Source organism: Burkholderia sp. 9120 (genome assembly GCF_000745015.1).
Classification (GTDB): Bacteria; Pseudomonadota; Gammaproteobacteria; order Burkholderiales; family Burkholderiaceae; genus Paraburkholderia.
This window is the reverse complement of sequence record NZ_JQNA01000002.1, coordinates 5,532,280-5,556,530: the sequence shown is the minus strand read 5'-3', so window position 1 is coordinate 5,556,530 and position 24,251 is coordinate 5,532,280. Positions and strand designations below refer to the sequence as shown.

General features: G+C 63.1%; 25 protein-coding genes. 14 read left to right on the top strand and 11 right to left on the bottom strand.

Annotated features, from left to right (window positions below; all coding sequences use genetic code 11):
• Positions 1–72 precede the first annotated feature (72 nt).
• The 4 genes from FA94_RS32865 to FA94_RS32850 are packed head-to-tail and all read left to right on the top strand — an operon-like array spanning position 73 to position 5,631.
• Positions 73–882: an ABC transporter ATP-binding protein gene (locus FA94_RS32865; RefSeq protein WP_035563798.1), complete on the top strand. Its 810-nt coding sequence runs from the start codon at positions 73–75 to the stop codon at positions 880–882.
• Between the two features lie 11 nt (positions 883–893).
• Positions 894–1,877: an ABC transporter substrate-binding protein gene (locus FA94_RS32860; RefSeq protein ID WP_035559556.1), complete on the top strand. Its 984-nt coding sequence runs from the start codon at positions 894–896 to the stop codon at positions 1,875–1,877.
• A complete protein-coding gene (gene fhuB, locus FA94_RS32855) occupies positions 1,870–3,885 on the top strand; it encodes a Fe(3+)-hydroxamate ABC transporter permease FhuB (RefSeq protein WP_035559554.1) in 2,016 nt (671 codons plus the stop codon). Before FA94_RS32860 ends, fhuB begins: the two co-directional genes overlap by 8 nt.
• Positions 3,886–3,921: 36 nt before the next feature.
• Positions 3,922–5,631: a cyclic peptide export ABC transporter gene (locus tag FA94_RS32850; RefSeq protein ID WP_231585084.1), complete on the top strand. Its 1,710-nt coding sequence runs from the start codon at positions 3,922–3,924 to the stop codon at positions 5,629–5,631.
• 52 nt (positions 5,632–5,683) lie between these two features.
• Here the strand turns inward: FA94_RS32850 and FA94_RS32845 are convergent, their stop codons facing one another.
• The 3 genes from FA94_RS32845 to FA94_RS32835 all read right to left on the bottom strand — a co-directional run bounded on the left by FA94_RS32845 (position 5,684) and on the right by FA94_RS32835 (position 8,652).
• On the bottom strand, positions 5,684–7,072 hold the full coding sequence (locus FA94_RS32845; protein WP_035559551.1) for an SUMF1/EgtB/PvdO family nonheme iron enzyme: 1,389 nt from the start codon (positions 7,070–7,072) through the stop codon (positions 5,684–5,686).
• A gap of 153 nt (positions 7,073–7,225) precedes the next feature.
• Complete coding sequence (gene fnr, locus FA94_RS32840; RefSeq protein ID WP_156126758.1) at positions 7,226–8,020, bottom strand: fumarate/nitrate reduction transcriptional regulator Fnr; 795 nt, start codon at positions 8,018–8,020, stop codon at positions 7,226–7,228.
• A 164-nt stretch (positions 8,021–8,184) separates the two neighbouring features.
• Entirely contained in the window at positions 8,185–8,652 is a 468-nt protein-coding gene (locus tag FA94_RS32835) for a universal stress protein (protein ID WP_035559549.1), read from the bottom strand.
• Between the two features lie 256 nt (positions 8,653–8,908).
• Here FA94_RS32835 and FA94_RS32830 point away from each other — a divergent pair, with 256 nt between their 5' ends.
• Positions 8,909–9,598, top strand: a complete 690-nt coding sequence (locus tag FA94_RS32830) for a FadR/GntR family transcriptional regulator (protein ID WP_035559546.1) — start codon at positions 8,909–8,911, stop codon at positions 9,596–9,598.
• A gap of 107 nt (positions 9,599–9,705) precedes the next feature.
• Here FA94_RS32830 and FA94_RS32825 read toward each other — a convergent pair whose 3' ends face one another.
• Positions 9,706–10,299, bottom strand: a complete 594-nt coding sequence (locus FA94_RS32825; protein ID WP_035559543.1) for an acyl-homoserine-lactone synthase — start codon at positions 10,297–10,299, stop codon at positions 9,706–9,708.
• Positions 10,300–10,454: 155 nt separating this feature from the next.
• Between FA94_RS32825 and FA94_RS32820 the strand changes: the two genes are divergently transcribed.
• Complete coding sequence (locus FA94_RS32820; RefSeq protein WP_035559541.1) at positions 10,455–10,772, top strand: helix-turn-helix domain-containing protein; 318 nt, start codon at positions 10,455–10,457, stop codon at positions 10,770–10,772.
• Here the strand turns inward: FA94_RS32820 and FA94_RS32815 are convergent.
• Positions 10,756–11,460: a helix-turn-helix transcriptional regulator gene (locus tag FA94_RS32815; protein ID WP_035559538.1), complete on the bottom strand. Its 705-nt coding sequence runs from the start codon at positions 11,458–11,460 to the stop codon at positions 10,756–10,758. The two genes, FA94_RS32820 and FA94_RS32815, sit on opposite strands and share 17 nt — an antisense overlap.
• A gap of 715 nt (positions 11,461–12,175) precedes the next feature.
• Between FA94_RS32815 and FA94_RS32810 the strand changes: the two genes are divergently transcribed.
• Positions 12,176–13,114 (top strand): SMP-30/gluconolactonase/LRE family protein, encoded by a 939-nt coding sequence (locus FA94_RS32810; protein WP_035559535.1) that lies wholly within the window; start codon positions 12,176–12,178, stop codon positions 13,112–13,114.
• Between the two features lie 101 nt (positions 13,115–13,215).
• Here FA94_RS32810 and FA94_RS32805 read toward each other — a convergent pair whose 3' ends face one another.
• The gene (locus tag FA94_RS32805; protein ID WP_035559533.1) at positions 13,216–13,821 is read right to left on the bottom strand and encodes a short chain dehydrogenase; all 606 of its coding nucleotides are present in this window, start codon (positions 13,819–13,821) and stop codon (positions 13,216–13,218) included.
• A gap of 270 nt (positions 13,822–14,091) precedes the next feature.
• Positions 14,092–14,544 carry a DUF3005 domain-containing protein gene (locus FA94_RS32800; protein WP_035563788.1) on the bottom strand — a complete coding sequence of 151 codons (453 nt, stop codon included), beginning with the start codon at positions 14,542–14,544 and terminating at the stop codon, positions 14,092–14,094.
• A 24-nt stretch (positions 14,545–14,568) separates the two neighbouring features.
• On the opposite strand from FA94_RS32800, the gene FA94_RS38935 reads away from it, so the two are divergent.
• From FA94_RS38935 to FA94_RS32785, 4 genes are all read left to right on the top strand, one after another.
• Entirely contained in the window at positions 14,569–14,877 is a 309-nt protein-coding gene (locus tag FA94_RS38935; RefSeq protein WP_156126757.1) for a hypothetical protein, read from the top strand.
• Positions 14,867–15,100 carry a hypothetical protein gene (locus tag FA94_RS32795; RefSeq protein WP_035559531.1) on the top strand — a complete coding sequence of 78 codons (234 nt, stop codon included), beginning with the start codon at positions 14,867–14,869 and terminating at the stop codon, positions 15,098–15,100. Before FA94_RS38935 ends, FA94_RS32795 begins: the two co-directional genes overlap by 11 nt.
• 172 nt (positions 15,101–15,272) lie before the next feature.
• Entirely contained in the window at positions 15,273–16,199 is a 927-nt protein-coding gene (epsC, locus tag FA94_RS32790; RefSeq protein WP_035559528.1) for a serine O-acetyltransferase EpsC, read from the top strand.
• A 73-nt stretch (positions 16,200–16,272) separates the two neighbouring features.
• Positions 16,273–17,094, top strand: a complete 822-nt coding sequence (locus FA94_RS32785) for an AraC family transcriptional regulator (protein ID WP_035559526.1) — start codon at positions 16,273–16,275, stop codon at positions 17,092–17,094.
• Between the two features lie 22 nt (positions 17,095–17,116).
• Here FA94_RS32785 and FA94_RS32780 read toward each other — a convergent pair whose 3' ends face one another.
• The 3 genes from FA94_RS32780 to FA94_RS32770 all read right to left on the bottom strand — a co-directional run bounded on the left by FA94_RS32780 (position 17,117) and on the right by FA94_RS32770 (position 19,569).
• Positions 17,117–17,632: a metal-dependent hydrolase gene (locus FA94_RS32780; protein ID WP_035559523.1), complete on the bottom strand. Its 516-nt coding sequence runs from the start codon at positions 17,630–17,632 to the stop codon at positions 17,117–17,119.
• Positions 17,633–17,765: 133 nt separating this feature from the next.
• Complete coding sequence (locus FA94_RS32775) at positions 17,766–18,188, bottom strand: hypothetical protein (RefSeq protein ID WP_231585083.1); 423 nt, start codon at positions 18,186–18,188, stop codon at positions 17,766–17,768.
• Positions 18,189–18,417: 229 nt separating this feature from the next.
• Positions 18,418–19,569, bottom strand: coding sequence for a porin (locus FA94_RS32770; RefSeq protein WP_035559521.1), 1,152 nt, complete (start codon positions 19,567–19,569; stop codon positions 18,418–18,420).
• A gap of 627 nt (positions 19,570–20,196) precedes the next feature.
• Between FA94_RS32770 and FA94_RS32765 the strand changes: the two genes are divergently transcribed.
• From FA94_RS32765 to FA94_RS40015, 3 genes are all read left to right on the top strand, one after another.
• Positions 20,197–20,733, top strand: a complete 537-nt coding sequence (locus FA94_RS32765; protein WP_035559518.1) for a hypothetical protein — start codon at positions 20,197–20,199, stop codon at positions 20,731–20,733.
• A 211-nt stretch (positions 20,734–20,944) separates the two neighbouring features.
• Entirely contained in the window at positions 20,945–22,921 is a 1,977-nt protein-coding gene (locus FA94_RS32760) for a PhoX family protein (protein ID WP_035559515.1), read from the top strand.
• A 106-nt stretch (positions 22,922–23,027) separates the two neighbouring features.
• Positions 23,028–23,450, top strand: a complete 423-nt coding sequence (locus FA94_RS40015; RefSeq protein WP_494471393.1) for a YjaZ family protein — start codon at positions 23,028–23,030, stop codon at positions 23,448–23,450.
• A 211-nt stretch (positions 23,451–23,661) separates the two neighbouring features.
• Here FA94_RS40015 and FA94_RS32755 read toward each other — a convergent pair whose 3' ends face one another.
• A complete protein-coding gene (locus FA94_RS32755; RefSeq protein WP_035559513.1) occupies positions 23,662–24,093 on the bottom strand; it encodes a hypothetical protein in 432 nt (143 codons plus the stop codon).
• Between the last annotated feature and the right edge of the window lie 158 nt (positions 24,094–24,251).

The window sequence follows — 24,251 nt, the reverse complement described above, 5'->3', positions numbered from 1 at the left end:
CCCGCTACGCGTCGACGACGCGTAGCGGGCTCGCTTTGGTTTCACAGGAGAAAAGGATTGGCAACGGCGTTGATGGAATCCGCTCGCGAAGGCCTGCAACGCGAGGGCGAAGCGCTTTACGAAGCCGAGGGTCTGAGCGTGGAAGCGGGCGGTCGTACGCTGCTGGCGGACGTGAGTCTGCGGCTCGCGCGTGGTCGTGTCTGCGGCCTGATCGGCCACAATGGTTCGGGCAAGACCACGCTGCTGCGCGTGCTCGCGCGTCAACAAACGCCGACGCGCGGCACGCTGCGCTTCGCGGGCCGCGCGCTCGACGCCTGGGAGTCGCGCGAATTCGCCCGCAAGGTCGCCTATCTGCCGCAACAGCCGCCTGCCGCCGACGGCATGACGGTGCGCGAACTCGTCGCACTCGGCCGTTATCCGTGGCACGGCGCGCTCGGTCGTTTCACCGCGAAAGACGCACAAACCGTCGATGAGGCCATGGCGCTCACCGACGTGCAGCACTACGCGCAGCGTTACGTCGACCAGCTCTCGGGCGGCGAGCGTCAGCGCGTGTGGCTCGCCATGCTGGTTGCGCAGGACAGCGACTGCCTGCTGCTCGACGAACCGATCTCGGCGCTCGACATCGCGCATCAACTCGAAGTGCTCGGCCTCGTGCGGCGTCTGAGCGAGACCCGCGGACTCGGCGTGGTGGTGGTGCTGCACGATATCAACATGGCGGCGCGTTTCTGCGACGAGATGGTCGCGCTGCATAGCGGTCATCTGCTGGTGCGCGGCACGCCCGCTGAAATCTGCCGTCCCGAGGTCTTGCAATCCATTTACGGCGTGCCGATGGAAACCGTGCAGAACACGCGCGGCGGTGTGCCCGTGTGTTATCCGAGTTGAGGAGAGCGCACATGCAACGACGTCGTATGCTCGGCCTCACGGTGGCCGGGCTGGCTTGCGCGCTGACGGGCGCGTCCGCACGGGCGGCTGCCGGCGCGGCGAGCGCTGCTTCGGCGGCGCGGGTTTCCGCTTCTGGCTCCGCTTCTGGCGTGAATGCGCGACCGGCGGCCGTGCCGTCGCGCATCGTGGTGATGGACTTCGGTCTCACCGAAATGCTGCTGACTCTCGGCGTGACGCCGCTCGCCACGTCGGTGCCCGACTGGTATCGGCGCACCAACGTCGCGCCGCCGCTGCCGGCGGGCGTGGTCGACATCGGACTGCTGTATCAGCCGAATTTCGAACTGCTCGAACAGTTGCGGCCCGATCTGATGCTGGTGACGCCCGCGCATCAGCCGCTACTTGGACAACTGCACCGGATCGCACCGACCCTCACGATCGCTTTATCCGCAGCGGGTGTCGAGCCGTGGAAACAGATCGGCAATGAAACGCGGCGTCTCGCGCGAATTCTCGGACGCGAGCCGCAAGGCGACGCGGCGCTCGCGTCGGCCGATGCCGCGCTCGAGGCCGTGCGCGCACGTTTCGCGTCGAATGCGGCGAGCAGCGCGTCGATCGCACGACAACCGGTGTTCATGGTCGAGTTCGTCGACGACCGTCATCTGCTCGTCTACGGCAAGGGCAGTCTGTTCGGCGACGTGATGGAGCGCGTGGGTCTGCGCAACGCCTGGACTCACGAGACCAACGCGCGCGGCTACGCCGTGACGGATTTCACGCGCCTCGCCGATGTGGCCGACGCGCGCCTCGTCTATATCGAACCGCTGCCGGAAGCGGCCCGCGCCACGCTCGCCGACGGCGTGCTGTGGCGCAGTCTGCCGTTCGTGCGCGCGCAGCGCGTGGCCGGCATGCCCAAGGTGTCGCAGGGCGGCGCGCTTTTCAGCGGCGCGCGTTTCGCGCGCCAATTGGCCGATGTGCTATTGCCGGAGGCGCACGATGCATGATCTTTCCCTCGGCCGCACGCCGGGCGTGTGGCATGCGCGCCGTCCGTTGCTGGCCATGCTCGGCCTGTTGGTCTTCGCGGCGGCCTTGACGTTGCGCGGCCTTGCGTCCCACTTGCCGCCATCCGACTGGCTGCGGGCGATTTTCGCGCCCGACGTCGACAATATTCGCGCGATGGTGGTCCACTACAGCTGGCTGCCGCGCCTCGCGTTGTCGCTGCTCTGCGGCGCGGCGCTGGCGCTCGCCGGCGTGGTGTTGCAGCAGGTGTTGCGCAATCCGCTCGCCGAACCGATGACCGTGGGTGTGTCGGCAGGCTCGTATCTCGCGTTGTTGCTGGCCACGTTGTGGGCACCCGCGTGGCTGCTGGCCTGGCGCGAAGGCGTCGCACTGGCCGGCGGCTCGCTCGCGATGCTGTTCGTCTTCGCACTGGCTTCGCGGCGCGCGTTCGCGCCGACCACGCTGGTGCTGGGCGGCATGATCGTCAACCTGTATTGCGGCGCGATCAGCCTCGCGCTGTCGATCATCTACGAACGCTCGCTCACGGCGATGTTCATCTGGGGCGGCGGCGCGCTCGCGCAACAGGACTGGCACACCACGCTGTGGCTGCTGCCGCGCGTGGTGGTTTGCGCGGCGCTGTGCGCCGCGCTCGTGCGGCCGCTGACGCTGGCCGGTCTCGACGACGCCGGTGCGCGCAGTCTCGGCCTGTCGCTCACGCGCACACGTTTTCTCGCGCTCGCGGCGGCGGTCGCGTTGACGGCGTTCGTCGTCGCGGCGGTCGGCGTGATCGGTTTCATCGGACTCGCCGCGCCGGCTATTGCGCGAGCCTGTGGCGCGCGTCGTCTGCGTGACCAGTTGACGTGGGCGCCGGTGATTGGCGCGCTACTGCTCTGGGCCACCGATCAGGCGATCCAGCAGGTCGGCGGACTGGCCGGCGAATTGCTGCCCACCGGCGCGGCCACCGCGCTGTTCGGCGGTCCGTTGCTGCTGTGGCTGGTGCCGCGCCTGAAAGCGCGCGCGGCGCCGCCGCACGCGGAGCGCATGCACCACTTCGCCACGCCGCAGGCGCCGCGCACGACGCGTCGTCTGCTGATCGGCGCGGCGCTCGCGTTGGTGGTGGCTGTCGTAATCGCAGCGGGCTTTGGCCGCGGCGTGTCGGGCTGGCATTGGGCGACGTCGACGGAATGGGCCGGCTTGTGGCACTGGCGTGCGCCGCGGATCGAAAGCGCGTTGGCCGTCGGCGCGCTGCTCGCGTTGGCCGGCACGTTGCTGCAACGCCTGAGCGGCAATCCGATGGCGAGCCCCGAAGTGCTCGGTATCAGCGGCGGCAGCCTGCTCGGGATGATCGCGCTGGTATTGCTGGTGCGCGCGCCCGGTGCGCCGCTGATGTTCGTCGCATGCGGCATCGGCGCGCTCGCAACCTTGCTGGCGATGCTCGCGCTCGCCAAACGCAGCGGCTTCGCCACGGAGCAACTGCTGCTCGCGGGTATCGCCGTCGGTTCGCTGTCGCAGGCCGTGTTCGGGCTGGTGATCGCGGGCAGCGGGCCGTATGCGCCGATGCTGCGCAATCTGCTGATGGGCTCCACGTATCTGATCGATGCCAACATGGCGTCCGCGGCGGTGGCGCTCGCCGTCGTGCTGTTCGCGCTGGCGCTGTTGTGTACGCGCTGGCTCGATATCTTTCCGCTGGGTGCGTCCGTGTCGGCGTCGCTCGGGGTGGCGGTGCGGCGCGCGCGGTTTCTGATTCTGCTGCTCGCGGCGTTGTTGAGCGCGGCGGCGGCGATGATCGTCGGGCCGTTGTCGTTCATCGGACTGATGGCGCCGCATATGGCGAGGCGCATGGGATTTCGCCGTGCCGCCACGGAACTGGTGGCGTCGACCTTGCTCGGCGCGCTGCTGATGGTCGTGTCCGACTGGCTCAGCCGCAACGTGCTGTTTCCGCAGCAGATGCCGGCCGGTCTGCTCGCGATGATCGCCGGCGGTCTTTACCTGATGTGGTCGCTGGGCCGCTGAAGCCGCGCGGCGTGACACGAATTAAGGAGAAGTACGATGAATCAGGCGAAACAGAAGGACAAAGCAAAGGCGGCGTCGACGCTGCCCGCGAGCCACGCCATGCGCGAGGCGCTGCGGCTGATCGGCGGCTTCTGGCCGCTCACCCTGTTCGCTACGGTAATGGGTTGTATCGGCGGTTTTTCGACGGCCTGGCTGCTGGCCGCCGTCAACGATGGACTCCATGAGCCTGGCGGCGTGAGCGAGCGCACCGCGTGGGCCTTCGCGGGACTCTGCGCGCTGACCGTGGGCGGCAACCTGATCGCGGGTCTCGCGAACAGCGTGGTCGGACAGAAGGTCATCGCGGCGTTGCGCAAAGACATCTCGTCGCGCATCGTCTGCGCGCCGCTGGCCGCGATCGAACAGCATCGCGTGCACCGGCTGCTCGCGACGCTGAATGGCGACATCGATACGATCAGCGTGTTCACGTTCAGCTTTTCGAGCTATGCGATCGCGTTTGCGCTGACGCTGGGCTGCATCGTGTATCTGCTGTTGTTGTCGCCGGTGCTGTTCGGACTCGCGGCGTTCGCGATCGTTGCGGGTCTGTTGATGGCGCGTTGGGCGCGGAGCCGCTGGAACACCTATTACGATCAGGTGCGTGACGCGCAGGACGATCTGCAGAAGCAATATCGCTCGATCACCGAGGGCGCGAAAGAACTGCGCATGAATCGCGGCCGCCGTCGGCGTGTCTATGACGCGCAGCTCGGCGGCGCGATCGACATGATCTCGCAACTCAAGACGAAGGCGATGAGCCTCTACTGGCTGCACGAGAGCACGTCGTCGGTGCTGTTCTTCGTCGTGATCGGCTTGATGGTGGCGCTGCAGCATCGGCTTGGCGTGGCGTCGTCGGTGGTGAGCGGCTTCGTGATCGTGCTGCTGTATGTGAAGGGACCGGTGCAGCAGTTGTCGAGCGCGTTGCCCGCGCTGGGCCAGGCGCAGGTGTCGTTCCGGCGCATTGCCGAGCTGTCCGCCGAGTTCGCCAATCGCGAGCCGGATCTGCTGATCGACGCGCCGGCTGCGGCCTTGCCGGAATTCGAGCGGATCGAGCTGCGGGGAGCGTCGTATGCGTTTCCGGCGCCGACAGGCGCGCCGGGTTTTGCGCTGGGGCCGGTCGATCTCGACGTGCGGCGCGGCGAGATCATTTTTATCGTCGGCGAGAACGGCTGTGGCAAGACCACGCTCATCAAGCTGTTGCTCGGGCTGTACGCGCCGCAGGAAGGCGAACTGCTGCTGAACGGCGAGCCGGTGCGGCATGACAGGGTGGACAGCTACCGGCAGTTGTTTTCAGCGGTGTTCGCCGATTACTACCTGTTCGACGACTTCGTGACCAATGATCCGGGCGATGTGCAGCGCGCGCGTGAAGCGCTCGAGCGGCTCGAGATCGCGCATAAGGTTCGTGTCGAAGATGGCGCTTTCAGTACGACCGATCTGTCGACCGGGCAGCGCAAACGCCTCGTGCTGGTGCAGGCCATGCTCGAAGCGCGGCCGATCATCATGCTCGACGAGTGGGCCGCGGATCAGGACCCGACGTTCCGCCGGGTGTTTTACCGGGAGTTCCTGCCCGAACTCAAGCAGATGGGTAAGACGATTATTGCCATCTCGCACGACGACCGGTTCTTCGACGCGGCCGACAGAATCGTTCGCGTGCGGGACGGGAAAATCGTCGACGTGTCCGATGAGCGCAGCGGTCGGCCGGTGCAGGTGGCGTGAGGGAGATCGCCGGACGGGGCAATGTCATTACGTTGATGACATTGCCCCGGCGTCATGCCTTCACACAGCGGAACCCGGCATAGACATATTGGTAATGCGGTTGAAACCAGTTGCGGAAAGCCGGCCGCAACATGCACTGCGCGGTGCGTGCCGATCCGCCTTTGATCACGAAATGCTGGCCGTCGAAGAAATTCGCCGAGTAGCCCAGGTAGAACGGAAACGCTTCGAATCCCGGCAACGCGTCGAACAATGTCGACGTCCACTCCCAGCCGTTGCCGAACTGACCTTCCACGCCGAATGCGCTGACGTTGTCCGGATAGGCGTCGACGGGGCGCGGGTCCCAACTGCGGAAATCGAAATTGCCGGACGCGGCGTGCGGCGCGCCGTGCGCCGCGCGTTGCCACTGCGCTTCGGTGGGCAGCGTTTTGCCGGTCCAACGCGCGTAGGCGCTGGCTTCGGCGTGGCTGACGTAGGCGGGCCAATCGAGCGGCAGCGGCACGTCATCGAACATGGTGCGTAGCGTCCACGCGGGTTGCTTGCCGTTTGCGTCTCTCAGTTCAGTTGTATCGTGCGCGTCATGCTCGTGGCGTGGGTCGCGCTCGTCGCGTTGCGACCAGCAGGCGGGGTGCTCGATCCGCTCGGCTTCCTTCCACGCCCAATCCTTGTCGGACCACCATTGCCGTTCGCGATAACCGCCTGCGTCGATGAAGGCGAGAAATGCGCCGTTCGTCACCATGTGGCGATCGATCTCGAAGGCGGGGACGTCCACGTGCATCTCGCCGAATTCATTGTCCCAACCGAATTGACCAGCGTCGCGCGACATGCCGAGCACGGCCGTGCCGGCCGGCACGCGGACCATCGACGCTAACGCCCCCGTGCGCCCAGGCTGGGTTGCCACGGGCTCATTGAGCCCGCTGACTTTTTGTTCGAGCGGCAATTGATGAAGCATGTACGCGAGTGTTTCCGCGTGCATCAGCCGATGCTCGATTGCAACGTTCAATAGCTGTTCCGCTGCGGCCGCTTGCGTACTATCGCCGCCGCCTCCACGACCTGCATGGCCGGGAGGCGTCTTGTCCGCAAGCGCACCGACCTCACGGTCGATCTGCTCACGCGCGCGCAGCGCGTAATCGCGCACCGCGTCGCGCGACGGCCAGTCGCCCGGTTGATCGGTGGGAAAACCGCCGTCGACAGGATCGATACCGAACGCGAAAAGCTGGTCGAGCTGCGGGTCGAACGCCGGGAGATCGCACAGGCGTTGATCGAACAGATTACGATCGAAAGCTTCTAGATGGCCGATATAAAACACGATGCGATGACGCTCGCGGATCGGCCGTTCATACAGAAATTCGGGTTTGACGATAGCAAACAGATCGTCGGTGATTCGACGCGCGTCGATCAGGCGCTGGACGAGCGGGTGATGCGGGGCGGGGTCGCGGTTCATTTCGCCGGGTCTCCTTGCGGGGGGACAGACTCAAGACTGTACCCGAGTCGCAGGAGCCGTGCCAGGATGACTACGCGTCGACGGAAACCGGCGGAACCTGGGAGAGACGTAAGCGACGAACGGCTGCGCTGCGCGGCTGTACAGACCGCTCGATCAGAGATGCCGCAAACCGTCCAGATCGACGATCCGAATGTGCTTACCCTGTATATCGATCAGTCCGCGTTTTTGAAATCTTGACAGGGTGCGGCTCACGGTTTCGAGCGTCATGCCGAGATAGCTGCCCATGTCCTCGCGCGTCATCCGTAAGTTGAATTCCGCCGACGAATAACCGCGTTGCGCATTGCGATCCGACACGTCGAGCAGGAAGGCCGCGACCCGCTCATCCGCCGACAGCGAGCCGAGCACCATCATCTGCGCGGCCTCGCGAACAATCTGCTCGCCCAGCAGCTTATGCAGACGTTCCTGCATCGAGCCGATTTCGCGGCACAGCGATTTGAGCGCGGTGTACGGAACGATGCAGACGGTGCTGTCTTCGAGGGCGAGGGCGCTGCAGGCATGCACGTCTTCGCTGATGCCGTCGAGTCCGAGCGCCTCGCCGGCGAGACGCAGACCGGTGACCTGCTCGCGGCCGTCGCGGTGCGCCATGACGGTTTTCATCGAACCGGAACGCACGGCGTAGATGCTGTCGAAGCGATCGCCGCTGCGATACAGCGCTTCGCCGCGCTGCACGGAGCGCGCCGAACAGATGAGCGTTTCGAGCTTGGTCAACTCGTCGGGCGACAAGCCTTGCGGCATGCAGAGTTGACGCATCGCGCAACTCGAACAGCGGGCGGCGCTGCGCGTGCTCGGACGAAAGGTCGTCGCACGGCGGCCGCTGCGCACCGGCGTGGAGCTTGCGATGGAATCGTCGGCGTGAGCGACGGGCGCGGCAGTGGTAGGAGTCAGCATGTTCTGCAGCCAGTTGTCAGGGTAATGACTGATTGTCCCACCGGCCACGTTGCACATTTAGCGGCAAAATGACGCGCGCGAACAGTTAGGCATCTTGAGCGATATCAGGTCCGTGCGTATGACTGACGGATTGCCAGGCGACGGGTCCGGCTAACCGCGATTTGTCACGCGGCTTCGCTATCCTTGCCCGCGGCGGATGGAATCAGCAGCACCGGCAAGCTCGCCTGACGCACGCAGCGCTCGGCCACGCTGCCGAGAATCATCCGTTGGACACCGCGCCGGCCATGCGTGCCCATGACCAGCAGATCGGCGTTGAATGCGGCGGCGGCCTTCAGCACGGTCCCCGAAACGTCGTCGAGCGACGACGCTTCGCCCACCACGAGTTCGCCCTTCACACCTTGCTCTAGCATGGCCTTGGCGAATTCCGCGCCGAGTTCCTTGCCTTCTTCGACGAGACGGTTGCGCAATATGGACGGGTCGTAGCCGGGCGCCTCGAAATACAGCGGCGTGTTTTCGACGACATAGAAAGGCTGCAGCACGGCGCCGTTAGACTTGGCGAGCGCGAGCGCTGCTTCGAATGCACGGCGTGAGGTATTGCTGCCGTCAACCGCGACAAGGATGCGTGTGTACATATCGACTCCGCGTCTGAAAGAGGGTTTGGCGATTGTTTGCCGATGCGAGCTTAAATGATCGCTGAAAAAGATGCAGGCAGGCAGGATGTAAATCAAAGACTTGTCAAATTTCGCGATGACAATGCAAAGCGCACCCTGTCCTTCAGCCTTAGCGCCGACGGTTTACGCAGAGATATGAGACGCATAACCCAATCAAGATAGCACCGGGTTTGCCTTACAATTAAGACCTACTCAGACAAGCTGCTTCAGCCCGCTGATGAACGAGCGCAAAACCACAGGCCTCCCCGACAAGATCTACGGCGATATTCTGAATCGCATTGTCGAGGGCGAGTACAAGGAAGGTGAGCGCTTGCCCACGGAGCACGCGCTGGCGGAACGCTTTGCGACGTCGCGGCCGACGGTGCGGGAAGCCCTGGCCCGTCTGCGGGCGGACGGCATCATCATGACGCGGCATGGTTCGGGCACGACCGTCGCGCGTCGACCCGATCCGGATGTGCGACGTTTCGCGCCGCTCGAGACGCTGTCTGACATCCGCCGCTGCTATGAATTTCGGATGGTGACGGAAGCGGGCGCGGCCGAGCATGCCGCACTAAAAGCCGACGCCGACGATATCGCGGCGATCCAGCATGCATTGGATCAACTGGAACGAATCGGCGAAACCCAGGAAATTGGCGCGAATGACGACTTCATGTTCCACCTGGCGGTGGCGCGCGCGTCCAAGAATCCGTTTTTCATCACGGTTATGTCGTTTATCGAAGAACAGATCCTGTTCAGCATGAATCTGTCGCGCAATCTTTCGTTGGTGAAGACGGTGGAGCGGCAGCGCTTGGTGCAGGACGAGCATCTCGCCGTGTTCGACGCGATTCGCCGGCAGGACCCGATGGCGGCCGGCGCGGCGATGCGAGCGCATCTGGGTAATGCGCTGGAACGGATGTTCGGTTCGTGAACGGTCAGGTGGCGGCCGTCCCGCCGCCGCAGCGTTGGTGCCGCCGCGGCAGCGGTAATAGCGGTAATAGCGATGAAGCGGGTAAAGGTGCTTAAGGCGGACGCGGGTTAAGCCGCCGCCGCCATCGGCCCAAACAGCGCGAAGCGGGTCTTCTCGCTAATGGCCACGTCCAGCGCCACCGCCCGCTCCACGCCGATCTGCACCGGCGGCCCGATCCGGCTGATCTCCATGCCGGTCTTGCGCAGCATCCGCTCGATCGCCGTGGTGGTCACCGTGACATAGCTCGTGAAGCCCATCTGGATCGCGTACCGGATGACCTCCCGGATAGCGTGCATGGTCAGGTCGGCGAAACCGAACGACTGGTCTTCGCCGTTGGTTTCGATCGCGAACCGGCTCAATTCCCAGATGGTCCGCCCGGCGGGCGCCGCTTCGCCGTGCAGCAATTGCGGGAACGTGTCCCTCAGCATATTCGGACCCTCGGTCGGCATCAGGCGCCAGCAGCCTCGCACGCGGCCGTTTTCGTCCTGAATCAGCATGTAGAGCGGCCCGAGGGCGTCGTAGCCGTCGACCTCCATGCCCGCGATGGTCGGCGTTTCCCACCCTAGTCGCCCCTGAAATACCCGGGCTCGCAGGCGGTACATCTCGTTGATGTCCTCGTTGTCAAATTCCTGACGCATTCCAATCCGGATTACTGGTTGCATGACGTTCTCCTGAACGTGTTGGGGGTAGCCAATACGCAGGAAAACTTATGCATTATGAATCGCTCTGCCACCTACCTACCTAGGTAGGTGTGAATGCTTATCGGGTAACGCAGAATTCGAGACAGGCATCCGTACTTAACCGACAGGACAAGAAAATGGAACTTCTCGAAAATCATTGGCAACCGCAAACCGGCCTGCAAACCCGTGCAGCCGAGCCTTCCACGGCGGTTGATCGCGTGCTGATCATCGCTTACCGCAAAAAGAAGAAAGAGAGCCAGCGCCGTTTCTGGGCTCGTTTTGGCGTGACACAGTCGCGCGGCAGCCGGTTTGAATCGGGCGCGGAAATCCCGGCGCCGGTGTCGATTCTGCTGGGTCTGTATTTCACCAAGACCGTTTCCGACGCGGACCTGGGCCGTGCCGAACGCGTGCTGTTCAGCCGCGACGCCGCCGCGTTGCTCAACCCGGGTCAATAAGTCCGAGTTGTGCGGCAATCACGGCCGCCGCGCGCCGCGAATTCACCCCGAATTTCGTCCTGATGTTCTTCATGTGGAAGTTCACTACGGCTTCCGAGCAGTTCAGGATATGGGAGATCTCCCAGGTGGATTTGCCGCGCGCGGTCCATTTCAGGCATTCGCGTTCGCGCGGCGTCAGCTTGGGCAGTAAAGTCTGAGCGTGCGTATTCAAATGCTTCTGACTGGTATCGATTACCAGATCGCGCAATAACAGCAAATTCGGCAGTGCCACGTCAATATGACGCCAGAACGCCTCGTTCGGGTTGGTGTCGTTGACGAAGCACATCATGCCGGCTTCCTGATTCGGGCCATGAATCGGCAATGTCACGCCGGCGCGTAGCCCATGCGAGCGCGCTTCTTCAAACATGGCCTGCTGCGCGTCGGTCTCGAAGATATCCGGCGACCAGATCAGCGGCGTGGAGCGCGTCATGGAATGCGCAACCGTCGGGTCGATATGGACCATCCCCTGTTCGTCATAGGTACGGCGCCAGACCGGTGCGTACGTGCTGCGGATATACGCGTCTTCAAGCCGGATGGTCGGACGCGGCAGCATGGCGATCAAAAGCTTGTCGAAGCCCCACGTCTCGGCAAGGCCCGTGATTGCACCGAACCATTCCGCTTCGTCGGCGGCGTTCAGTAGCGGTGCCATCTGCTCGATAAAATGTAGCGACAATTTTGGCTCTCTCAGACTCGCAAGCAGCCCGCAGCGGTTAATTGCGGTAGGGCATGGCCTGCGGTTGTTGTTATCTTCACAATCTATCACCAAAAATTATTTTGCAAAGCCGGGTGAGATTCTCGAAGGAAACATCATTTCCGTGATTCTGCGAAGCGGCGAATGAACGGCTCTGTCTACCTGAATCTCTGATCCAATTGGCATTCATCGATCATTTGAGCGGGAGATTCTCGCGTTAGCCGCCATTTTGATGCATGGCATTGGCAGCATAACTGCGAAACCCATTCTAATCGGCCATTTTTTGCCGAAATTTAAGGCAAAAGCACGCTAAATGCCAAATAACCCCATTTTTAAGGGCCTGCGTGTGCCGCGATGCCCCGGTGTTTTGCGCGCCAGTCGCTATTGTCATACAAAATAGGTGGATTGCTGCCCCTAATCTTCTGCGTCGTTTCCCTGGTGTTCGACACGGCGCCGCGAGTATCAGGTTGTTTGACAACATTGCGAGCCCGGTGCTACCTTGAATGCGCCAATTCGCGCGCACGCGCAATTTCCGCCATTGGGCCCGACTACGGAAAAATGCAGGGCCCGGCGCGGGCTCTCACATTCACCCGTGACGCCTTCGCATCAAGCGCTGAAATCGCCGCCACCTCGTCCCCACTACGCCCTTACTCACGCCCCATCCACGCACCACATGACCGACACCAGCCGACGCTATCCCGATCCCTCCATTCGCGTGTTCGATCCGCGCTTCAAGGCGCTGATGCTGGCGTCCGCTTCCGTCGAGTGTCTGTATCAGGGCGCGCGCTGGTCGGAGGGGCCGGTCTGGTTCGGCGACGGCCGCTATCTGCTGTGGAGCGACATTCCGAACGACCGCATTCTGCGCTGGGATGAAACGAGCGGCGCGGTCAGCACGTTTCGCCAGTCGTCGAACAACGCGAACGGCCATACGCGCGACCGCCAGGGGCGCCTCGTCAGTTGCGAGCATTTGACGCGACGGGTCACGCGCACCGAATACGACGGGTCGATTACCGTGCTCGCGGACCGTTATCGCGGCAAGCGCTTCAATTCGCCGAACGATGTGGTCGTGAAATCGGACGGCTCGATCTGGTTCAGCGATCCGACCTTCGGTATCGACAGTTTTTATGAAGGCGAGCGTCAGGCGTCGGAGTTGCCGGCTTGCGTGTATCGCATCGACGGGCAATCGGGCGAAGTGAGCGTGGTCGCCGACGACGTGCTGGGCCCCAACGGCCTCGCGTTCTCGCCGGACGAAACGGTGCTGTACACCGTCGAATCGCGTGGCGAGCCGCGCAAGATTCGCGCATTCGACGTCGCCGGCCATGGCGACTCGCTGTCGAATAACCGCGTGCTGATCGACGCCGGTCCCGGCACGCCGGACGGCTTTCGCGTCGACGTTCACGGCAATCTGTGGTGCGGCTGGGGGATGGGCAGCGACGAACTCGACGGCGTGCGCATCTTCACGCCGCAAGGCGAAGCGATCGGCCACATTGCGTTGCCGGAGCGTTGCGCGAACGTGTGCTTCGGCGGACGGCATCGCAACCGGCTGTTCATGGCGGCGAGCCACGGCTTGTACTCGGTCTACGTGAATACGCAGGGCGTGCAGGGCGGTTGAAAATCTCACGCCGCCACCGCCGCGAAGCAACGCGGCGTTTGGCTAGCGGACGGCGTCGCGATGCGGCGTGACCGCATCGCCGCTGTCTCGGCCGATCAGGATCAGTAACCGACGCGATACACGCGGCCCGTCTCCGCGCCTTCCACGCTGCGCACATAAGCGAGCGCCGCGCGCTGTGCGGTCACCGGCTCGAAGCCGCGGAAGAAGGGCGCATAAGCGTCGAGCGCTTCGGTCAGCACTGTCGGGCTCACCACGTTGATACGGATGCCGCGCGGCAATTCGATCGCCGCGCCGCGCACGAAACCTTCGAGCGCGAGGTTGACGGTCGTCGCGCTCGCCCCGAGGCGAATCGGTTCGTCGGCGAGGATGCCGCTCGTCAGCGTGAACGAACCGCCGTCGTTCATGTAGTGCTGCGCGGCCAGCACCACGTTGACCTGGCCCATCAGCTTGTCCCGCAGACCAACCCAGAACTGTTCGACGCTCATGTCCGGCAGCGGCCCGAAATGCACCTTGCCGGTTGCGGTGACGACGCCGTCCACTTTGCCGATCTCGCGGAAGAGCTGCGCGACGCTCGCCGGGTCGGTAATGTCGGCACGATACTGGCCGCGTGTTGCGCCGACTTCGATCACTTCATTGCGCACCTTCAGTTCCGCGCTGACTGCCTGGCCGAGCGTACCGGTGGCGCCGATCACGACGATCTTTTTCATTTGCTGTCCCGTTGAGTGTTGATGTGCGCCTGATTGTGCCGAGGTTCGGAAAAGCGAAAAAGGCGCGACGGCGCGTAGGTCCTGCAACCTGGAGTTTCTAATCGCTGCGGTGCAATAGGCCGAGAGCGGCCGGGAGCAAGGTAAACCCGAGGTAAATCCGAAACAAAACGCACACCGCTATTCAAACGGTGTGCGCTTCAAGACACGTGATTTAATCGGGCCGCGCGTGCGGATTCAAACAGACATAAAACATGCGCGAAATGCGAATGCTTATTTCACCCGATGTAATTCGATCACGCGCGCCGGCCGCAGATGATTGAGCGCGTAGTGAATGCGGCCGCGATCCTGGCGGCTGCCGACGGGGCGCGGATCATCGAACTGATGATCGGCGGAATAGCCCTCTTGCGGCGCGACCATGCCCCGATCGATCACGGTGTAACCGGGCTCAAGCGCCAGCAGCAGATGATTGCCGCCGACCCGGCTGTCGAATCCGGCCATGCCGTCGAGCGCCTCCGGCACGCTGTTGACGAGCGTCGCGTTGGAGGTCGTGATCTCGTCGGGGGCGATCGGGCTGTGGCCCGCGATACGCGCGGCTTCGAGGTTCTTGCCGTCGGTGTCGACGGTGCTGTCGTGCGTGCGGTCGTTGTGCAATTCGGTCGTGACGGGGCCGCTCGTAAGCGGTTGCGCGCTGGTGTCTGCTGGCTTGTTGATATCGCTGTTCATCATGCATTCTCCTTGGAAGAGGACATGGGTGAAGTGCAGCAAAACCCGTTCCGCCCGGCAAAAAAGTTGGCGCGCGTGACTTGCACGGCGCTTGCGCCGCCCTTACGTACGGCGCGCATTTCGCCTGGCGATTACGCGCAGAATTCTTTTCATTTTTTTAATGGACGCGTATTTTCTACAGAGTATGATCTTACTCCGACGAGCGCAGCGCGGTTAAATCGACGAGATTCGTCCGGCCATTTCATCGTGGCCGGTAACACGCCGCTAACAGGCAACCGTGCGCTACTGAAAACATTTATGGGGCCGTCAGGGCGGGTGACACATGCACTTTGATGCTGCATTCACACATCGCGGCTATTTGCTAAATTGCGCGCCTGCGCGCGCGGGCGATGGCTCCTGGCAACCCTATGTGGTCATCTCGCGATCGAGCGACGGCGAACTGGTCGCCAACCGTTTTTTCCCCACCGACTTACGCTTTCCCGATGAAGGCGCGGCCATCGCGCATGCACGCGACTGGGCCGTGCGCTGGATCGACGCGAGCAGTGTGACCATCTGAATCCGCCGCGCTACGTCACGCCGCGCGCCGCGCGCCGCCACATGCGCGAGCCGTATTCAGCAGAGCATCCCGTAGAGAAGAGCCTGAGCCCGCCCTGCGCGAGCTGCGGCAAAACGCGGTAATCTCTCGGGACAATCACTCTGAACCGCGCCCGCGCGCGGCGCTGTCTTTTATGCCTAATGTGCCTGCCCATAGCTGGGGTCTCGAACAGATCGTCGCGGACCTGCGCGCGTCGCGCGAAGAATTGCATCGCACGCGGCATCCGCTCGGTATTCGCGAACTGCCGTCGCGCGACGCGGTAATCAACATCGTTGCTGGCTTGCGTGCGGCGTTGTTTCCCACGCACTACGGCGCGCCCGATCTGACAGATGAAACCGTCGACTACTACGTCGGCCACACGCTCGAAAGTACGCTGCGCCTGCTCGCGGAACAGATCCGCCGCGCGCTGCGTTTTCTGCCCGAGTTCGGCGCGACGCCGGACGCCGAACTGAAGGCGCGCGCGTTCAACGTGGCGCGCGAATTCGGCACGCAGTTGCCGGGCATTCGCGCGCTGCTGGTCAGCGACATTCAGGCGGCCTTTACCGGCGACCCGGCCGCGCAGCACATTACCGAAATTCTGCTTTGCTATCCCGGCGTGTGGGCCATGACGCACCATCGGCTCGCGCATGCGTTGCATCGGCTCGGCGTGCCGTTGCTGGCGCGCTTCATCAACGAGATCGCGCATTCGGCGACCGGGATCGACATTCACCCTGGCGCGACCATCGGGCCAAGTTTCTTTATCGACCACGGCACGGGCGTCGTGATCGGCGAGACCGCGATCATCGGCGAGCGCGTGCGGGTGTATCAGGCGGTCACGCTCGGCGCGAAGAGCTTCGCGGCCGATCTCGACGGCACCCTGATCAAGGGTAATGCGCGTCATCCGATCGTCGAGGACGACGTGGTGATCTACGCCGGCGCGACGATACTCGGGCGCGTCACGATCGGACGCGGCTCGGTGATCGGCGGCAATGTGTGGCTCACGCATAGCGTGCCGCCGGGGAGCAGCGTGTCGCAAGGCAAGATCCGCGAAGGCGAGCGCAGCGACGAGGGGCGCGGGTAATGTGCGCGTCTTGTAGCGAACGTCAGCGTCAGCTTCGGCGCCTGGCGTCGCCGCGCTGCTGAGGCCGCCAATCATGTCACGCGGCCGCGTCCACATGCCTCGTTGCGCGCTGGCCGGCGTCGAAGCGACGGTGGCCGAAACCGCGCACGCGTTTCCGCGTCATTCGCATGATCGCTTTGGCGTCGGCGTGATTGTCAGCGGTGGGCATCGGTCGGCGAGCGGGCGCGGCGTCGTCGAGGCGCGCGCGAATGACGCGATCATGGTCAATCCCGGCGAAGTCCACGACGGCAGTCCGCTCGACGAACGCGGCCGCGCGTGGCGCATGCTGTATTTCGAACCGTCGATGTTGATCGGCGTTGCCCATGAACTCAACGGCGTGGCGGCGCACGAGATCGAGCTGACCCAGCCGGTCGCGCGCGATCCTCTGCTGAAGCGTCGGTTCGACAGGCTGTTCGCGGTCTCGGTAGAGACGCACGCCGTGCTTGACGATCTGGTCCGGGAGGAAGCGTTGCTCGACCTGCTCGGACATCTGGTCCGCGCGCATGCCACGCAACCGGCGCGTGTGTCGTCGGCGAATGCGTTGGGGCCGATTGCGCGCGCGAAAGCACGTATCGACGACGATCCTTCCGCCTCGCTCACGCTCGCCGATCTCGCCGCCGATACCGGCCTGAGCCGCTTTCAGTTACTGCGCGGTTTCGCGCACGAAATGGGATTGCCGCCGCACGCTTACCGGATGCAACGGCGCGTGGGACTCGCAAGACAATGGATCGCGCGTGGCGTGACGCTCGCGGATGCGGCGGCCGCTGCGGGCTTCGCCGATCAGAGTCACATGACGCGCGCGTTCGTGCGCTTGCTGGGCGTGACACCCGCGAACTACGCCGCCGCCGTCCGCTGATTCGCGAGGCTTCGCGCAGCCGTTACCCGGCTCGCAAATAGTGCAGCATCGTGAGCCCATGCACGCCATGCAGCCAGACGTGCTGGCCGACGAACCACGCCGCGACCCAAGAAGCCGCCACCACGATCAGATCGCAGTGTCCGCTGTTCCACAGATTCAACGAATGCCGGCCTGCGATCCAAGGCACGCCGAGCGGATTCGGCCAGTCGGCGAGCAGGTGCATCAGACCGCCGCATGCGAAGCCGAACGCCGGCGCGGCATAGACCGAATGGCCGAGCCAGTGATACGACGCGGCGAGCAGCGCGAGCCAACCCACGCCCCAATGCGTCAGCGTGCGATGCGTAATCCACAGACGACGCGCGCGCGACCACCACGCCACTTCGAGCCAGTCCGGCGCGGTACTGCCCGCCACGCCCGCGATAAAGCTCAGCAACACACCGAGATGAAATGAACCGCCGCCGCCGACACGCGCGACCACTGCCGCCGCGATGACGCCGGCCGCAAACCCGGTTGCATGATGTGCTTTGCTGGATGCCATCGAAACTCGTGCCGTCTGGAAGAACAAAGGGCGGCTATGTTCGCAGAAGCGCGGATAAAAAAATAGCCGATCCGCGAGTTAAAAAAATCGCGTATCGGCGTGGCCTTCAAACGGCAAACAGGCGACTCGAATCTCAGGTCGCGCAGCGTGCAATATCGAAGCGCATTTCCGGTTCAGGTGGATCGTCCGGCGCGTTCGCGGGATGCATCACCTTGATGACCGAGCCGGCGTTGTACGGCGTCAGCGTCACGAAATACGAGTTGTTCGAATCGGAGCCGACGGCGATCTCGGTCGCGCCGCCAACGTTCGACATGCGCATGCGCGACAGGTGGCTTTCGAGGCAATCGGCGATATAGGCGGGAGCACGTTGCGAAGACACGTACATCATCGGCTGGGAGGCGTCGCGGAGGGGACCGCTGGAGGAACCGCAGGCAGTGAGGCAAGCCGTCACAGCAATAACAGGCACAAGCAGGAAAAGTCTTTTCATGATCCGGTCGTCGGCGTCCCCGGTCAGGCACGGGAACTTGGGGCGCGGGCGAAGCGCGGCGCGATACAACGTGTGCGTCATGCTTCGCGACGAAGCCGCCGTTCAACCGCAACGACATTGCGGCAGGCAAGGCAGCCGGGCTCAGTATACCCACCGCATGGCGACGCCGTCACTATCTGCCTGCGTCATACGCCGATCCGTAAGGCCTATGAAAAAACCCGCGCGCGATCGTGTCGCGCGCGGGTTCGGCTGCAAAGCGGATGGATGCATCCGCTCCACAAAGTACCGCTGAAAAAACTTAGAAGCGGTGACGCAGACCGACGGCCGCGGCCACCTGGTTGCCGGTCGACGACGGCGCCAGCGTGTTGATCGACGCGACGTTCGCGCCGAAGTTGCCGAGTTCGCCCGACGCATGCTGATACACGCCTTCGACGTACACGTCGGTGCGCTTGCTCAGCGAGTAATCGCTTTGCAGCGAGACCGTGTGCCACTTCGGATCGCCCGAGCCGTTCGAGCCCGACATCTTGCCGTCGGTGAACGTGTACGACGCCGCGAGGCTCAACGCCGGCGTCAGCGCGTATTTGCCGTTCAGCTCGTAGTTGTCGAGATGCAGGTTGGTGCCCGAGACGCCCGGCAACGTCACGCCGCCGACGTCCACGCCGGTGATGCCGTCCAGTTGCGTGTGCGTGTACACGAAGCCGGCCGTTGCCGGGCCGTACGTGTAGTTGATGCCCGCGCCGAAGGTGCGCTGCAGGTTCGCCGCGACTGCGGCGGTGCCGTCGCCTTGCGACACGGCGCCGCCCAGGTTCGAGCTGCCCGACTGGTTCAGTTGCAGGTAAGCCGCCGCGACGCTCAACGGGCCGTTGTCGTACGAAGCACCGGCGCTCCACGCGCGGTTGTTCGAGAACTGGCCGGCCGAGTTGCTGAAGCCGTACAAGCCGCCGAATTTCAGGCCCGCATAATTCGCGCTCGTGTACTTCACGGCGTTCTTGATCGAGAACGAGTTGTCCAGATTGTCGTTGTCGAACGGGTGAGCCGCGAGGTTGTTGCCGTAACCCGCGCCGGCTTCCGACAGCGGGCCGAGATAGTCGACCACGGAGTCGTATTGACGGCCGAGCGTCACCGCACCGTACTGGTCGCTCTTCAAACCGACGAAGGCCTGACGATTGAACATCGTGCTGCTTTCCGTGTCCTGGCCGTTGTTCAGGTTGAAGCCGTTTTCCAGCGTGAAGATGGCGTGCAGACCGCCGCCGAGATCTTCGCTGCCGCGCAGGCCGAAGTACGTGTTCGACACCGAACCGCTGCCTTGCTGCCAGTTGTTGTGGCCGCCCTGGTTGTTCGAGTAGACGAGGCCGGCGTCCAGCGTGCCGTACAGCGTGACGCTGCTTTGTGCGTGAGCGCTGATGGCGAACGCGCCCATGAGACCTGCTGCGATGAGGGTTTTTTTCATGTTTAGATAACTCCGGGACTGTGCATAGAGAATCGCATTCCAGTGCTGACCGCCGATTCCGCCGGCTGCCTGACGATCCGCAGCGAAGTGTATTCCTGCTATTCCGATCTTTAATCGCATATGACACAACAATGAATTTTCAAATTCGTAATGGCGGATTGAAATCGGGTAAGTGATGGTAAATAAAGATGAATTGTTTTGCGCGGATAATTCGTGAATGACTTGTCAATGCCGCGGCGTTGCTCAATCGCGACGCCGCCCGCCAGGCGTTACGGGGAAGGGATTCGAAAGGGATGGGCGCTAGCCCAGGGATTCATTGCGTTTTCTGCAACTCACTCTTCCTGTTGAGATGATCTATCCCGGAGAATTACGCATCTACAATTGAGTCACCCTTTGACCAAGGGTGTCTTTTTCATCTTTTATACGCGGCCCACGGGCCGCGTTTTTTTATAAAAATTTTATAATAGATTTATAAGTTCCCGCGAATAAGGAAACGGAATATTTCGAGTGACGCCGGGCTTATGCCGGCTTGTCCGATCGTCAGAGGGCCACATTGGGCGCGAGCCGGGCAGGTAGAATCGTGTGCTTCAGATGTGTTTCCGCCCCGCGAACGTGAGTAAACCTGTAATGACCGACACCCCCCTTCCATCGTCCGACAACGCTGCCGATATCACGACGGAAGGCTCGTCCGAACTGGACGAAACCGTGCACGAACCACGCTTGTGGCGCGACGACGGCTGGACCGCGCGCGTCATCAAGAACGAAGACGACGAAGGCTGGGCCGTCGCCATGATCAAAGACGGCGAAGCGGAGCCGGCGCTCGTCGGGCCGTGGACCATGGGCCGCAACAAGAAAGATCCGAAGCCGCTCGACACCTCGGCGTTCAATACGCTGGTGAAGACCGCGTCGGAAGTGCTGCGCCGCCACGAACAACAGCTGCGCGCGCAACTTCATAAAGAAGTGCGCGTGTCGAGCGCCGACGGCAACGACGAACTCGACATCACGCTCGACATCGTCCCCGACGAAATCGAGCCGTACGCGCTGCTGACCGCGCTCGACCAGTTCGGCGAACAGCTCGCGCAGGTTCAGGTCGCGCCGAACTTTAAACTCAGCAAGGCGAGCGCCGTTGCGTGGGTCGAAAACGAGTTTCGTCGGCCGGGCTAACGGCAGGGCGAGCGACGCAAGGCGCAGGGTAGGGCGGTTTAGCTAACAGAAAGCTAAATTAAACATTACCAATAGCTGTCAATATACTTTCACATTCACTTCATAGAATCCTCGCGTCATAGCGGCGCGAGCGTGAGCCATGCGGTTTTGGGTCTGAGTGCGTGCCGACTGTGCATTCACCCACGCTACCCGAACCCTGGATCACAACAACATGGCAGAGCCGTTCGACCTTTCCCGCCGCAAGGCCCTGAAACTCCTGGCCGGCGCGCCGATGCTGCCGTTAGGCGGCCTCGCCACGGCGTCGATGCTGACCGCCTGCGGCGGCGGCAACGATCTGGCGGGCCCGGTGGCCACGCCCGTCGCGAATTTCACGTCGGCTTCGTTTGCCAGCATGCCGGCGCCGTCGCTGGCCAATCCGGCGCTGATGGCGACCACCACGGTCGGCTCGAGCCTGACCGTGTCGTATTCCGATGGCTCCAAACGGGCCTACAAGCTTGCCTATCAGCCGTTCTTCATGACCGGCGACATGGTGCCGGACGGCAAGGGCGGCACCGTGCTGGCGGGCGGTTACTTCGACATCAACAATCAGCCGATCTACGACAACACGGTGCCCGCGCAACGGCGCCAGTTTTTCTCGGATTCGCCGGACGGCACGTCGCTGCTGAAGATCGACGGCGCGAAGGTGGCCGGCGTCAAGGGCAACACGGTGTTCGCCGTGGTCCAGTTCGAATACACGACGCGCTCGCAGTCCGGCGCGGATATGTACGGCCGTCTGCCTTCGCCGATCGCCGTGCTCACGCTGGACCAGGATCCGGCCACCGGCAAGCTGACGCTCGTCAAGTATCACAACGTCGACACGTCGCCCGCGAATGGACTGTGGATCACGTGCGGCGCGAGCCTGTCGCCGTGGAATACGCATCTGTCCAGCGAGGAATACGAGCCGGACGCGTTCACGACCAGCACGAGCAGTCTCGCGCAATACAAGGCGTACAACGAGAATCTGTACGGCAACACGAACATCGCCTTCAACCCGTACCTTTATGGGCATCTGCCGGAAATCACGGTCAAGGCGGACGGCACGGGCAGCGTCAGGAAACACTACTGTCTCGGCCGTATTTCGCACGAGCTCGTGCAAGTCATGCCGGATAACCGCACGGTGCTGATGGGCGACGACGCGACCAACAGCGGCCTCTTCATGTTCGTGGCGGACGTCGAGAAAGATCTGTCGGCCGGCACGTTGTACGTCGCGAAAGTGGGCGCGGGCTTCTCGGTCGATCCGGCCGCGGCGGGCGCGGACCTGTCGTGGATCAAGCTGGGCCACGCAACGAGCGCGGAAGTCGAGGCCATGGCGAAATCGAACCGTCCGCAGGACGTGATCGACGTCAAATGGTCCGATCCGTCCGACGCCAGCTACAAGAAGATTTTCGCCGGCGGCGCCGCGCAATGGGTTCGGGTCGTGCCGGGCAAGGAAAAGGTCGCGGCTTTCCTCGAAACCCACCGTTACGCGTTTTTGGCGGGCGGCAGCATGGGCTTCACGAAGATGGAAGGCACGACGGTCAACATTAAAGACAAGATCGCGTACTCGGCGTTGCAGAACATTGTCGATTCGATGGTGAAGGGCAACACGGCGAAGGGGTGGAATGCGGAGAGCAACATTTCCGTCGATGCCGCCATCAACGCCGGCGGCGTGCTTCAGCACAAGCTCGCGGGCGGCCAGAAGGACAACGGCGGCGCGGCGATCAACAGCGAGTGGGTGCCGGTGCATACCAGCGCGCTACTGGTCGGCAAGGACATCGCCGCCGACGCGCTCGGCAACAAGGCCGATCCGGAGCGGGTCGCGAATCCGGACAATCTGAAGTTCTCCGAGAAGCTGCGCACGCTGTTTATCGGCGAGGACAGCGGCTACCACGTGAACAATTTCCTGTGGGCGTACAACGTCGACACGAAACAGCTCACGCGTTTGCTGTCGACGCCGGCCGGCGCCGAATCGACCGGCTTGCACGCGGTCGACGAGCTCAACGGCTGGACTTACATCATGAGCAACTTCCAGCACGCCGGCGACTGGGGCAGCCAGCATACGCAGTCGTTGCGGGACACGCTCGAACCGCTGGTGCGCGCGAACTATAAGGATCGGTTCGGCGCGTCGGTGGGGTATCTGACGGCGGATCCGGCAGCGGTGAAGCTTTAAGGGGAGTGGCTCGGCGTAGGGCCGACTGCCTGCCCTAGGCCATCCGGCCGAGGAGTCAGCGAGGGGGAATCTCGCGATAATTTGCGGTTTCCCCCTTGGCTGGCCTATGAAGTGGATTTCGATTTTGCGACAAGGTTATGTCGACGTGGCACGCGTTCGATATGACCTGTCGCATCTTGTCGCCAGCGCCTTCGCGCTGGACGTACCCGCTTCGGCGAAATTTCCCGCCGCCACGGCGAGGGTCCATGTCGAATATACGTCGCATTGCGTGTCGTTCGGCCCACGAGCGGAGGCGGCGCTCGATTTCGACGTGCTCGGCCGCGAGCGCAAGATAGTCGACCATCGGAATGTTGCGCGGGCATTCTGCGTATGTGCGCGACATCGCCAACGGAAAGCCGGGCGTTCCGCGCAATCGGCGAAGCATCGTGAGATTTCGTGTCATGGCGGCGAAAATTTTGAGAGGCGAACCCATTCGCGATCCGAGCCTCAATCGCCAGTAGCGCGATTTTCGTGCGCCAGAAACAGGTGAGGCCCCACGTGGGGGCCTCATAACTTCGCGGGTGCGCTTGGTCGGTGTGAACCGACGGTAACCAGCACGGCTGGACCCTGGCGAACCAGGAGGCAGATAGACGCCCTTTCAGGCCCCGAAAAATCCATCTGCGAAGATGATAACCCGCAGAATCCCGCATTTCCTATCTACCTATTGTCCAACCCGGCTAGCGCCGCACTGCCACGCCGCCTCAGCTTCGCTTGCAGAAAATCGCCGTGATCAGCGGCGCCACGCGATGCACGATCGCCGTGCTGCCCGCAGCCGTAATCGCGCTCTGCACTTTGGATTGGCTACCGAACACCACCACGCCGTAGGCGGAGCGGGCGAGCGGTTCGCCGTCGCCGACGCGGAACATCGGGTCGTCTTTTTCGTAGCCGACCACCGCGAAGATACGGAATCCGTAAGCGGTCAGGTCGGCGCCGGAGGTCGGCGAAAAGGCGTTGATCGAATTGCTCTCCACGCGCGTCGGCTTCGGGTCGATCAGTTGTTGCTGCGCGAGATCGGCGATGAACTGATGGCCGCTTTCATTGCACGCGAGCGGCGCGTCGAGCGCGACGGCATGGCTGGTAAGGGGTAGCGTGGCGGCCAGCGCAAGCGCTACGGAGAAAAAAAAGCGTTTCATAAGGTGTAACGGCAACCAGGGCTCGATGTAGTGTGTTCGCAACGGGTGGCGGCGTCGCGTCAGGCACGAAAAGACGTTGCGCATCGAAGGGTTCCCGCATGACAGGCGCAACTGGATTCGCACTTTATATCGATTTAGCAGATTCTGCTCATCCGCTA